Here is a 12,936-nt window from a genome sequence, read left to right on the forward strand (position 1 = left end):
TTTATCCTCCATGCTCCACAAGTTCTTCTAGCTGCTGATGCAGATACATATCTTTATACCATCCATTTTCCAGCATTAATTTCTCATGTGTGCCTCTTTGAATAATTTTCCCTTCATCAAGTACAAGAATCAGATTAGCATGCTGGATTGCACTTAAACGATGTGCGGTAATAATCGTCGTTTTGCCTTCCCTATTCTGTTTTAATGCATGTAGAATCTCCTCTTCTGTTTTTGCATCGACTGCTGATAAGGAGTCATCTAATATTAAAACTTCTGGATTCATGATCAATGCCCTAGCAATGGATATTCTTTGCTTTTGACCGCCAGATAAGGAAACACCTCTTTCTCCAACTACAGTATCATAACCATCACTAAATTGAAGAATGTCTTCATGAATATTTGCTGTTCTTGCAGCTTCAAATATTTTATCAATCGCTGCATCAGGATTTGAAAAAGCTATATTTTCAGCAACTGTCGCAGAAAATAAGAAATGATCCTGCGGAACATACCCAATTGCTTCCCGAAGCTTTTCTAACTGATACTGGAATAAGGAATGACCACCGAAGTGAATGGTCCCTTTATACCCTTCAAACTCTCGTATGATTAATTTTAATAACGTTGTTTTACCTGCCCCAGTCTTTCCTACTATGCCTAACGTCTCACCTTTTTTTAAGGTAAAATGAATATCCCTTAGAAGAGGCTCGTTTTCATCAGGGTAGGAAAATTCTGATACATTAAATTCAATATCTCCGCTTGGAACAATCTCAATCGAGTTTTCTTCATCGATTATGTCTGCTTTTTCTGCAAGAAGCGCAGTCACACGATCGTTCGATGCACGCCCTCTCTCAACAATATTAAATAGCCATCCAAATGCAAGCATCGGCCAAATGAGGAGTCCTAAATAGGTTGTAAATGAAACAAGCTGACCAACCGTTAATTCATCGTTTAGCACATATTTTGCACCAAATGCAATCGAGAGGAAATAAGAAATGCCAACAATAAGGGAGATCGTCGGATCAAATAAAGAATCAATTCTGGCTACAGATATATTTTTCTGAACAACATCTTCCGATAGTTTGCGGAAATCCTCTATATCCTCATTCTCTTGTCCAAATGTCTTAATTACTTTAATGCCGGTCACACTTTCCTGCGTTTTATCATTAAGAGAAGAGAATGCCTCTTGTGCTTTATGGAATTTCTTGTGCAGCATCGTCCCATACCAGCTTGTTAAAATGGCCATTAACGGCATCGGTATTAAGGCAATTAATGTCAACTTCCAGCTGATCGTTGTTGCCATAGCGATAATTACAAAGCCGCCTGTTGCTAGAGAATCAACTAAAGTTAAAACACCAGAACCTGCAGTTTGCTGAATTGCCTGTAAATCATTCGTTGCATGTGCCATCAAATCGCCCACACGCTTTTTTTGATAGAAGGATTGGGACATATTTGTAAAATGCTGATACAGCTTGTTCCTTAATTGCCTTGACAATTTTACTGCAGATCCAAAAATCATTATTCGCCAATAATAACGAAGGATGTATAAGGTGGCAGCTGAAATAATTAATACCCCGATCCAAGTAAGCATAATCTTAGCCGTTAGTGTATCATTTTTAATATGGTCAACAAAGATTCCAATCACTTTAGGCGGAATTAGCTGTAGAAATGCTACAAATAAAAGAAGGACAATTCCCGTCAAATACGCTTTCTTCTCCTGCTTAAAAAACCACATTAAATCTAAAAATACTTTCATGCTCATGTCCTCCGTGATAGTAGATAGAACCAATACAAAATCCATAAATTCGTACACATTAACTGAATCATGTACTCATTTTAAATTTTCTGTACAGAAAATTAGATAACTTTAATAGTTTATCAAATATTGAAAAAATAAGGAAGATTTTTATATTAGTTTATAAAAAAAGAAAAAGCACCCTGCAAGAGTGCTTGTACACCATTATTTTGTTTGCTTGTTCATGGCGTTCATCATTTGGTTGATTTTCTTTTGTGAAGGCTTTTGGCCCATTTGCATCATCATCATTTTTAACATTTGTTCATTGATTGGCGGATTTTTCTTTAAATAGCTCATCATATACTTTCGAGCAATGAAAAATCCTAGTGCTATTCCGGCAAGCAGTGCAAGAATACCGACTAGAATATAAGTCCACATATAAAACTTCCTCCTTCATGTTGTCTACCATACAGTGTACTAAACCAAAGGTTATTATACAATATTTGCTTCATATTTTCTTCTATTTTTAGACGAATTTTCTTTCTTTAATTGGTTTTAGCCAACCATAGCGGTGATGTTCAAGGTCAATAGCCAGAAATGAAGACTCACTTTTCCTTAATACTTCAAAAAAAATCGTTTCGGCATCATAGTTTCCGCTTGCCTCTAATATTAAGGATTGATCATTGACCTCAAGTTTTGCATTGCTTCTTTTTCCCATTTTTATATAGTATGCACCTTTTTTTACGAGAAAATCATTTTTTCTATATAATTGTTGATTGACGTATTGATGAAGTTTTAATCCCGGTATCGGTTTTGTAATATATTGAATCTGCTTAGCTAAGATCGACTTCAATGCACCGGATGATTCCTCATACTCCTGAAATAACTGAAAAAACATCTTTTCCCTGCCAAAATAATGGGAAGCAAACTCCTCTTCAATTAAATACAATTGATAAGCTCTCATCCAAACCTCTCCTTCCGGGACAACCCCCTTTCTTCCTATTATAATGACCATTCACAAAACATTCTGTCTGTTGATGGCGAAAATATCCTCTTGTTTTGTCGAAAATCAAGTATTCACAATATTGCTAAAGAAGGTAAAGCAATTAAAAGGGAAGAGCAATTGTCGCTCTTCCCTTTTCAATGATTAATTTTTCAATAATGCTTTTACTCGGGAAACAACATTGCCAACAGAGAAGCCATACTCCTCCATTACTTTTTCACCAGGTGCAGATGCCCCGAATTGATCGATGGCAATTACATCCCCTTCATCCCCGGCATATCGATGCCATCCAAGTGAAGAACCCATTTCAATTGCTAATCTTTTCTTCACATCTTTCGGGATAACACTTTCTTTATACTCTTTTGACTGGGCCTCGAAGCGGTCCCAAGATGGCATACTTATAACAGAAGCATTGATATTTTCAAGTGCTAAAGCCTTTTGGGCTTCAACAGCCAAATTTACTTCTGAACCAGCGGCAATTAATAATACATCAGCTTTCTCCTTGCCAGCTGGTGAGACAACATACCCACCTTTAGAAACGCCATCATACGCATGATCTTTTGTTTCTTTTAAAGTTGGCAGATCTTGACGTGAAAGTACTAATGCCGTTGGCTTATCTGTTGATTCAACAGCTAGCTTCCATGCTGCAGCTGTTTCATTCCCATCCGCAGGTCGAATAACAGATAAATTAGGCATTGCGCGTAATGCAGCTAGTTGTTCGATTGGTTCATGTGTTGGACCATCTTCACCAACAGCAATACTATCATGAGTAAATACATAAGTAACTGGAAGCTTCATTAATGCAGCAAGTCTTATTGCAGGACGCAGATAATCAGAGAATACGAAGAATGTTCCTCCAAATACATTCAGTCCACCATGTAAAGCCATTCCATTTAATGCAGCACCCATCGCAAATTCACGAACACCAAACCAAATATTTTTTCCGTCAAACGATTCAGGAGTAAAATCTTTTTGCCCTTTTATCATCGTTTTATTAGATCCAGCAAGGTCAGCAGATCCGCCAATAAATGAAGGCAAATTCTTAGCAATGCTATTTAATGCTTCTCCTGATGAAGCACGGCTAGCAAGGCTTTTCCCTTCTTCATACACAGGAATATCTTTATCCCAGCCCTCAGGAAGCTCTCCTTGTATCGCTTGATCGAGCTGAGCACCTAATTCAGGATACTCACTTTTATATTGAGCAAACATATCATTCCATTCTTGCTCTTTCTTTTCGCCTTGCTCTACCACTTGTTTTCTAAAATGCACATAAACCTCTTCTGGAATATGGAAATCTTCCTCGAATGTCCATTTATAAGCTTCTTTCGTTAATTTCAATTCATCAGCACCAAGTGGAGCACCATGTACATCTGATTTACCAGATTTATTTGGGGATCCATACCCAATTATTGTCTTTACCTCAATAAGGGTTGGACGGCTTTCATCTTGCTTTGCTTCTTCAATTGCTTTTGCGATTTCTGAAAGATCATTTCCATCTTCAACTTTTAAATATTGCCAGCCATATGAGGTAAAACGCTGGGCAACACTTTCCGAGAATGATTTGTCTAGGTCACCATCAAGTGAAATGTCATTTGAATCATAAAGGACAACTAATCGTCCAAGCTTTAAATGTCCTGCCAGTGATGCAGCTTCAGCAGAAACACCTTCCATTAAATCTCCATCTCCACAAATGCTGTATGTATAATGATCAACAATATTCATATTGTCTTTATTGTATACGGCTGCCAAATGTCTTTCAGCCATTGCCATACCAACAGACATGGCAATACCTTGACCAAGAGGACCTGTAGTTGCGTCTACACCAGGTGTATGACCGAACTCAGGATGCCCTGGGGTTTTGCTTCCCCATTGCCTAAAACCTTTTATATCTTCCATTGATACATCATAACCAGAAAGGTGTAACAGGCTATATAGAAGCATAGAGCCATGTCCAGCTGATAATACAAAACGGTCACGGTTAAACCAGTTTGGATTTTTAGGATTATGATTCATAAACCGAGTCCAAAGCGTGTACGCCATTGGTGCAGCTCCCATAGGCATACCTGGATGCCCGGAATTTGCCTTTTCAATCGCATCAATAGACAATGTACGAATCGAGGTTATTGATAAAGCATCATTTTGATCAAACATTAAAAACATCCTCTCTACGAGTAATTATTACTCTTATAATAATATAGACAGCGCCATCTATATTCAATAAATTGTATCATAACCTAGTAAAAAAGCTGATTTATTTATATTTTGTCACTTTTACGCAACCCTATGTAAAGAAGGAATACAAATCAAATGTATTCCTCCGATTAATGAAGATTCTTTTTTTGAACTTCTTTAAGCTTTTTAGGTGTAACATCATTGCCATTTGGGTCAACAATAGTAACACCTTTTAAAGTATTAAACATAGAAGAACGAAACGTCTCTAAATACTCCCTGCGTAGGGAAGATTGCTCCTTTGCTTCTTGTTCAGTTAGACCTGTTTCTTTCGCTTTCTTTGCCAAAACATTTATACGATTAAGCTTTTCTTTAGGCAGCATAGTTAGGCTCCTTTATTTTTTATCAGTAAACTCAACTGCCATAATACTAAAAATGCCCCCTTTTGACAAGAAGTTCACTCTGCAGATACAGAATCTATATATTCCTTATATCTTCTATGTACTGTTGCTTTTGAAATATCATAGCCAAAGCCCCTAAGAGTAGCTGCAATCTCCGAAAATGTTAAGTCATTCTTCCTAAGCCTAACAATTTCTTCTATCGGCACCTCAATTCGGTCCCTTCCAGAATGAACATCCCTATTGGACAAGTTTTTTTCAGGTCTGTAGCCATTTTTAACTGCCCTTTTCATCCCTCGTTTAATCTTAATATTATGCAGCTTTCGTTGGTATTCCTCTACCATTCCGACAATATTTAAAACCATAGAGTCAGATTCAGAAAGCTGCAATTCCCCGCTGTGAGATATGCTGAATAATTTTATTCCTTCTTTTAATATGCAATGTAAAATGGCAATCTTTGCATTGCCTCGCCCCAGCCTTGTTTCATCCTGAATTAAAATTACATCGGCTTGTTTTCCTTTGATTAAAGAAAGTAGTTCGAGAATTCCCTCCCGCTCTAATTCATAGCCACTTGCTTGTTCTCTAATCACCTTAACAATTTCAAATCCTTTTTCATTAGCTAGTTTTGTAAGTTCCTCTTCTTGCCTTACGAGCGAAGTTTCCTGCGTTTCTTTTGTCGTGCTGACTCGGCAATAGATGATTGCGTTCATATACTTTCTAGTCTCCTAATCTATTTACTTTGTGAGCTTGCCACTTGTGTTCCATTTCCTTTTTCTAAAGCAATTGGAAGAACAAGTTCATCACCAGGATAGATTCTATCACCTGAAATTCCATTGTGTCTTTCAACCCATTCAACAAATTCCTTCGCTGATAGCATGTGCTCATCTGAAAAATCTTCTGCTAACTGCCAGAGCGAATCCCCTTCATTTACAGTAATTTTCATTAATCCATCTTCTCCTGAAACTCCATTATGAACAATAAGAATAAAAGAAGTCAGTAAGCTTAAAACGACTAGAATAATAGCATACGAATATTGATTCCACAATTTTTTCATTATATTAACACCCCAATAAGAATATATGTTCGTTTATTGAGTTTATTATATACCGAACATTTGTTTTGTGTCAACAAATGTTCGAACTTATGTTTGTACTTTTTTCTAATAGATGCTATAATTGGGAAAAGAAATCATAAGTGAGGGAATTATGATGGTAAAATTATCGAAACGGCAACAGGATATATTAAATTTTATTAAGGATGAGGTAAAGCTTAAAGGATACCCGCCTTCAGTACGGGAAATTGGCGAAGCAGTTGGACTAGCATCAAGCTCAACTGTTCATGGTCATCTAGCAAGATTAGAAACTAAAGGGTTAATCCGCAGAGATCCTACAAAGCCGCGCGCAATTGAAATTCTAGATTTGGATGAGAGCGCCGAAGCCATCAATTACAAAGTGGTGAATGTACCGATTGTCGGAAAGGTAACAGCCGGTTTGCCAATAACAGCAGTCGAAAATGTAGAAGAGTACTTTCCACTGCCAGAAAGGCTCGCCCCAGCTGATGAGCAGGTTTTCATGCTTGAAATCATGGGAGAGAGCATGATTGAAGCAGGGATTTTAGATGGAGATTATGTAGTCGTCAGACAGCAAAGCACTGCTAATAACGGGGATATCATCGTAGCGATGACAGAGGATGACGAGGCAACCGTAAAAAGATTTTTTAAAGAAAAAGATCGAATTAGGCTTCAGCCTGAGAATTCAACGATGGAACCGATTATTCTCCGTAATGTTTCTATACTAGGAAAAGTAATTGGCGTATATCGTGATATTCATTAAAAATATGGTGCCCGTGAAGCTTGCATGGGGGTTTGCTAGATTATAAGTATCTAATTGTTTCCATTGGTAGATCAAAAGTATTTAAAAAAAGATGATCACTGTTAAGTAACAAACAGCGGTCATCTTTTTTCATTTATAATTTTAATATGATTTTTACGGTGACCCCTTACCTAGTCAAAGTATAACTACTAATTCGGGTTCGGCATTACTCGTCTTCAGATGATTTCTATGGATAACTTGTGAGAACTTTTGACCTGTTAGGATCCGGTTGATAGATTCATGGGCTCTCCTGTCAGAACTCATGACTTATTCCCAATCTATTGGTGATTCCTAAGGTTTTCTGTCTGATTTGAGATCATTCATTAATAATAATTATCATTTTTAATTATACAAAACAATATAGCTAGATCCATTTTTAAACTAATTAACTATGAAATCCAAGCAAAAAACCGTCAGAGCATACAGCTCCAACGGTCATTAAATATTAATACATCGACATATACTGCTCGCGTTCCCATGGATGGACTTGCGTACGGAACATATCCCATTCGATTTCCTTCGCTTCAACGAAGTGTTCGAAAATATGACCGCCTAAGGCAGATATAATTGTTTCATTTGCTTTTAATTTTTCAAGCGCCTCAGCTAATGTTGAAGGAAGATCATCGATTCCTTCAGCAATGCGCTCTTCCTTGCTCATTACATAAATATTGCGGTCTACTGACGCTGGAGGGACAAGGTTGTTTTTAATGCCATCAAGGCCAGCTTTTAGCAGAACGGCCATAGCCAAATATGGGTTTGCTGCAGGGTCTACACTTCGAACCTCAACACGTGTACTTACTCCACGAGAAGAAGGAATACGAATTAACGGAGAACGGTTCTGCGCAGACCATGCGACATAACATGGTGCTTCATATCCAGGAACTAAGCGCTTAAATGAGTTAACTGTTGGATTCGTAACCGCTGTAAAGCTTGTAGCATGTTTAAGAATACCTGCAATAAATTGACGTGCATAATCACTCATTTGCAAATCACCTTTTTCATCAAAGAAAGCATTCTTGCCTTCTTTAAAAAGAGACACATTACAATGCATGCCTGATCCTGCCACACCGAATAATGGCTTCGGCATGAAAGTAGCATGCAAGCCGTGTTTACGGGCAATTGTTTTCACGACTAGCTTGAACGTTTGAATCTGGTCACAAGCTGTTAGGGCATCCGCATATTTGAAGTCAATCTCATGCTGACCTGGAGCTACCTCATGATGGGATGCTTCAATTTCAAATCCCATTTCTTCCAGCTCAAGGACGATATCGCGTCGGCAATTCTCTCCAAGGTCTGTTGGGGCTAAGTCAAAGTATCCTCCATTATCATTTAGTTCAAGAGATGGGTCTCCATTTTGATCTAATTTAAATAAGAAGAATTCAGGCTCTGGTCCTAAATTAAAGTCTGTGAAGCCCATTTCTTCCATTTCCTTTAAAATACGTTTTAGGTTATTGCGAGGATCCCCTTGGAATGGAGTCCCATCTGCATTATGAATATCACAAATCAGACGTGCCACTTTGCCTTTTTCAGCAGTCCAAGGAAATACTACCCATGTGTCTAAATCCGGGAATAGGTACATATCTGATTCTTCAATTCGAACAAACCCTTCAATTGAGGAACCATCAAACATCATTTTATTATCAAGCGCTTTTTCAAGCTGGCTAATAGGAATCTCAACATTTTTAATCGTTCCCAAAATATCAGTAAATTGTAGTCGGATGAACTTTACATTCTCTTCAGCTGAAATTCGTTTAATATCCTCTTTTGTAAACCTTGACATTTAATAATTCCTCCCTTTTTTGTTTAAAGCCTCATCATTAATGGAACAAGCGAGTTATATTCCCCTGGCTTGCTGCATGTTGGTTAAATCTCCCTGCTTGTACAATTTCTTTTCTAAGATGTCTTCTGATTTCATCATTAGATAGTTCTCTCTCTGATTTTTGTGGTTTTCCATCAGAAGCGATAACTTCTTGATTTTTCACAAATAACAGCTGTTTGATACCAGCCATATTGATTCCCTGATCAATAAGATCTTTAATTTCAAGGAGTTTGTCAATATCATTGAGCGAGAACAATCTTCTATTGCCTTCAGATCGAGCTGGAGAAATCAATTGGTGCTCTTCATAGTACCGAATTTGCCTAGCTGATAGTTCAGTTAGCTGCATGACAGGCCCAATTGGAAAAAGCGGCATGGAACGTCGAATATTGCTTCCAGTCACTTCTTTCTCCTCCTTTACAAAATTTCTAATAATAGAATAAACGATGTTAGGTTTATTGTCAAATGTATGTTAGGTTTTCTAACATGGTATTCTTCGAGAATAAAATAGGCTTGGATCCTATACATCCAAGCCTATAAATAATTATTTAACTTTTTATAATCCCCTATTTTATTTCAATTAAACCTTTCTCTAATAACCCGTTAAGAGCATGGCAGATGGCAATTTTCACATGGGAATATGTTAGACCACCTTGAACATAGGCAACATATGGCGGCCTAATAGGTCCATCTGCCGAAAGTTCAATGCTTGCACCTTGAATAAAAGCACCAGCTGCCATTATGACATCATCCTCATATCCAGGCATAGGACTTGGGTATGGTGTCACATGAGAATTAATCGGGGCAGCAAATTGAATGGATTGGCAAAATGCAACCATTTTATCACGGTCATCAAACTGAACGGACTGAATTAGATCCGTCCTCTTTGCGTTCCACTTCGGGGAAGAGTTCATGCCAAATCGCTCCAAAAGGGCTGAGGTAAACACTGCTCCTTTCAGAGCTTGACCAACAATATGCGGGGCCAAGAAAAAGCCTTGATACATTTCTTGCAGGCTATAAAGGGAAGCCCCTGCCTCAGCACCGATGCCGGGTGAGGTCATTCTATATGAGCAAGCTTCCACCCATCTTTCTTTTCCGACAATATACCCGCCTGTCTTCGCAATGCCGCCTCCAGGATTCTTTATGAGGGAGCCTGCCATTAAGTCAGCTCCTATATGACAAGGCTCCATTTCTTCTACAAACTCACCATAGCAATTATCTACAAAAACAATCACATCTGGTTTGATTTCTTTAACAAATTGAATCATTTCTTTAATCTGGGCAATTGTAAAGGACGGTCTAGTTGCATACCCTTTGGAACGCTGGATTCCGATCATTTTTGTATTTGGTTTAATGGACTGTTCTACGGCAGGATAATCGATGGAGCCATCTTCTTTCAAAGGAACACTATTGTATGAAATACCAAATTCCTTTAATGAACCATTTCCGCTTCCCCTAATTCCTACAATTTCTTCTAAAGTATCGTAGGGCTTGCCTGTGATATATAGCAGTTCCTCTCCAGGACGAAGAACTCCAAACAAAGCAATGGATATCGCATGGGTGCCGGAAATAATCTGCGGACGTACAAGAGCAGACTCTCCGCCGAATACTTCTGCATAAATTTTTTCCAGCGTATCACGTCCAATGTCATCATACCCATATCCAGTTGTTGGGATGAAATGTGAATCACTTACTTTATTATTTTGAAAGCTTTGTAATACTCTATATTGATTTTCATCAATCCGCCCATCAATTTGTTGAAGGACTGATGAAATTTGCTGCTCCACTGCATTTACAATTGGCTGCAGCTTTTCCCCGTATGATAATTGTTGAAACATGTTGTTCTCCTTGTCTATTTCTTATATTTATTAATATGCCCTGCAATTTGATGATCTTCTAAATAATAACCTTTGCAAATGTAAATTTGCTTTTCTTCATGAAAGGAAAGTTCGCGAAGGACCGTTTCATTTTTCAACTGTGAAAGAAGTTTTCCTTCTGTAGAAGGCACCTCTACATGATAAAAACTCATCATACTCAGCACTAATTCTTCCATTAATTTCTTTAAATTATTTCGATCCTCTTCATCAAATGCACTAATTTGTATGGTCTTTGTTTTTGCCGTTGGAACAAAATCAGGATGCTTTTGATCTTTTTTATTATATACTACAATTTGCGGGATTTTCTCATTTTCTAAATCCTCAAGCAGCCTGTTTACTGTTTGTTCGTGCTGGTAATAATCGGGGCTTGAACAATCAACAAGATGGAGCAATAGATCTGCCTCCTTCACTTCTTCCAATGTTGATCGGAAAGCAGCGATAAGAGTCGTCGGCAAATCTTGAATAAACCCAACCGTGTCTGTTAAAAGTGTTAAAAATCCGCTAGGCAAAATGACCTTTCTTGTCATTGGATCTAAGGTAGCAAACAGCTGATTCTCCTCAAAGGAGTCTGCCTCTGTTAGCCGATTAAATAATGTTGACTTGCCAGCATTCGTATAACCAACTAAGGCGATTTGAAAAGCTTTATTTTTTTTCCGCCTTTCCCGGTATCTATCCCGATGTTTAACAATAACTTCTAGCTGCGTTTTAATATCATTAATACGATTCCGAATATGACGGCGATCAGACTCGAGCTTTGTTTCACCCGGTCCACGTGTCCCAATTCCAGCACCTAGTCTTGATAATTGTGTTCCTTGGCCCATAAGGCGCGGCAGCAAATATTGAAGCTGGGCAAGCTCTACTTGTAATTTCCCCTCTTTCGAACGAGCCCTTCCTGCAAAAATATCCAAGATTAATTGTGTACGATCGATAATTCTCGCATCGAGATCTTTGGAGAGGTTTCGAACTTGGCTCGGTGATAATTCATCATTAAAGATAATTATGTCTGCTTCCAGCTCTTCTGTTAGAGCAGTTAGTTCTGTAACCTTTCCTTTACCTATGTATGTAGCTGGATGTATGCGCTCTCTTTTTTGTGTTACTTTTGCCAATACGTTTCCTTTAGCGGTTCCAGTTAATGAAGCGAGTTCATCCATTGAATATCCAAATCGTTGATCATCTTCATTCGTTTGACAACCAACTAATATGACTTTTTCAAATTCAGTCTTTTGTTCCAATCAACAACCTTCTTTCATACATTAATCTAGTTATCATCATATCAAAAATTATGAAGCAACTCTAATTTTCGTACAAATACAAATTATATTTTATTATTCCCAATATTAATCCTTTATTAATATTAAAAGCATTGTAAATTTCGATATTTTTGGTAAAATCATAATGTTTGTAAGGAAACTAGGAATCTATATATCTTTTGCCATTGATATTTATCATCACCATAGAGGAGCAAAAATAATGACTTGGGAAGTTTTAAGTATGATTGGAACAATTGCTTTTGCCATAAGCGGAGCGATTGTTGCGATGGAAGAGGAATATGATATATTGGGCGTATATATTTTAGGAATTGTCACCGCTTTTGGCGGAGGAGCCATTCGGAATTTATTAATTGGTGTTCCTGTGTCCGCCTTATGGGAGCAAGGACTGTTTTTTCAAATTGCATTGCTTTCAATTACAGCCGTATTCCTTTTCCCAAATAACTTATTAAAGCACTGGCAAAAATGGGGGAACTTTACGGATGCAATTGGGCTCTCAGCTTTTGCTATACAAGGAGCGCTTTATGCTTCAGAGATGAACCATCCGCTTAGTGCAGTAATTGTTGCGGCAGTTCTAACCGGAAGCGGTGGAGGAATAGTGAGAGACTTGCTCGCCCGAAGAAAGCCACTCGTATTAAAAGCAGAAATATATGCTGTATGGGCAATTCTCTGCGGGCTCGCAATTGGACTAAAATTGGCTGTTTCATCTTTTGAACTATATACTTTATTTATTGTGATTACTGGATTAAGAGTACTTTCATATACGTATAAATGGAAGCTGCCAGCTCGGAGACTTGGTACTTAG

General features: G+C 37.9%; 13 protein-coding genes. 2 read left to right on the forward strand and 11 right to left on the reverse strand.

What is annotated here, in order from left to right:
• Position 1: 1 nt before the first annotated feature.
• The 7 genes from C1726_RS00485 to yneA all read right to left on the reverse strand — a co-directional run bounded on the left by C1726_RS00485 (position 2) and on the right by yneA (position 6,353).
• Positions 2–1,750, reverse strand: a complete 1,749-nt coding sequence (locus C1726_RS00485) for an ABC transporter transmembrane domain-containing protein (protein WP_102271357.1) — start codon at positions 1,748–1,750, stop codon at positions 2–4.
• A 204-nt stretch (positions 1,751–1,954) separates the two neighbouring features.
• Entirely contained in the window at positions 1,955–2,167 is a 213-nt protein-coding gene (locus tag C1726_RS00490) for a YneF family protein (protein ID WP_102271358.1), read from the reverse strand.
• Between the two features lie 88 nt (positions 2,168–2,255).
• Positions 2,256–2,693, reverse strand: coding sequence for a sporulation inhibitor of replication protein SirA (sirA, locus tag C1726_RS00495; protein ID WP_102271359.1), 438 nt, complete (start codon positions 2,691–2,693; stop codon positions 2,256–2,258).
• Between the two features lie 183 nt (positions 2,694–2,876).
• Positions 2,877–4,883: a transketolase gene (gene tkt / locus C1726_RS00500; protein WP_102271360.1), complete on the reverse strand. Its 2,007-nt coding sequence runs from the start codon at positions 4,881–4,883 to the stop codon at positions 2,877–2,879.
• Positions 4,884–5,053: 170 nt separating this feature from the next.
• Positions 5,054–5,284, reverse strand: a complete 231-nt coding sequence (locus C1726_RS00505; protein ID WP_102271361.1) for a DUF896 domain-containing protein — start codon at positions 5,282–5,284, stop codon at positions 5,054–5,056.
• Positions 5,285–5,358: 74 nt separating this feature from the next.
• Positions 5,359–6,009, reverse strand: coding sequence for a YneB family resolvase-like protein (locus C1726_RS00510; protein ID WP_102271362.1), 651 nt, complete (start codon positions 6,007–6,009; stop codon positions 5,359–5,361).
• Between the two features lie 20 nt (positions 6,010–6,029).
• Complete coding sequence (gene yneA / locus C1726_RS00515) at positions 6,030–6,353, reverse strand: cell division suppressor protein YneA (RefSeq protein ID WP_180968061.1); 324 nt, start codon at positions 6,351–6,353, stop codon at positions 6,030–6,032.
• Positions 6,354–6,507: 154 nt separating this feature from the next.
• On the opposite strand from yneA, the gene lexA reads away from it, so the two are divergent.
• The gene (gene lexA, locus C1726_RS00520) at positions 6,508–7,131 is read left to right on the forward strand and encodes a transcriptional repressor LexA (RefSeq protein WP_102272325.1); all 624 of its coding nucleotides are present in this window, start codon (positions 6,508–6,510) and stop codon (positions 7,129–7,131) included.
• Between the two features lie 484 nt (positions 7,132–7,615).
• Here lexA and glnA read toward each other — a convergent pair whose 3' ends face one another.
• The 4 genes from glnA to hflX all read right to left on the reverse strand — a co-directional run bounded on the left by glnA (position 7,616) and on the right by hflX (position 12,095).
• Entirely contained in the window at positions 7,616–8,950 is a 1,335-nt protein-coding gene (gene glnA / locus C1726_RS00525; protein WP_102271364.1) for a type I glutamate--ammonia ligase, read from the reverse strand.
• Positions 8,951–8,987: 37 nt separating this feature from the next.
• Positions 8,988–9,362 carry a MerR family transcriptional regulator gene (locus C1726_RS00530; protein WP_180968112.1) on the reverse strand — a complete coding sequence of 125 codons (375 nt, stop codon included), beginning with the start codon at positions 9,360–9,362 and terminating at the stop codon, positions 8,988–8,990.
• Positions 9,363–9,552: 190 nt separating this feature from the next.
• Entirely contained in the window at positions 9,553–10,824 is a 1,272-nt protein-coding gene (locus C1726_RS00535) for a methionine gamma-lyase family protein (RefSeq protein ID WP_102271366.1), read from the reverse strand.
• Between the two features lie 14 nt (positions 10,825–10,838).
• Positions 10,839–12,095, reverse strand: a complete 1,257-nt coding sequence (gene hflX, locus C1726_RS00540) for a GTPase HflX (RefSeq protein WP_102271367.1) — start codon at positions 12,093–12,095, stop codon at positions 10,839–10,841.
• 238 nt (positions 12,096–12,333) lie between these two features.
• Here hflX and C1726_RS00545 point away from each other — a divergent pair, with 238 nt between their 5' ends.
• Entirely contained in the window at positions 12,334–12,936 is a 603-nt protein-coding gene (locus tag C1726_RS00545; RefSeq protein WP_102271368.1) for a trimeric intracellular cation channel family protein, read from the forward strand.

The organism is Cytobacillus massiliigabonensis, from assembly GCF_900199725.1.
In the GTDB taxonomy this organism is placed as follows: domain Bacteria; phylum Bacillota; class Bacilli; order Bacillales; family Cytobacillaceae; genus Cytobacillus; species Cytobacillus massiliigabonensis.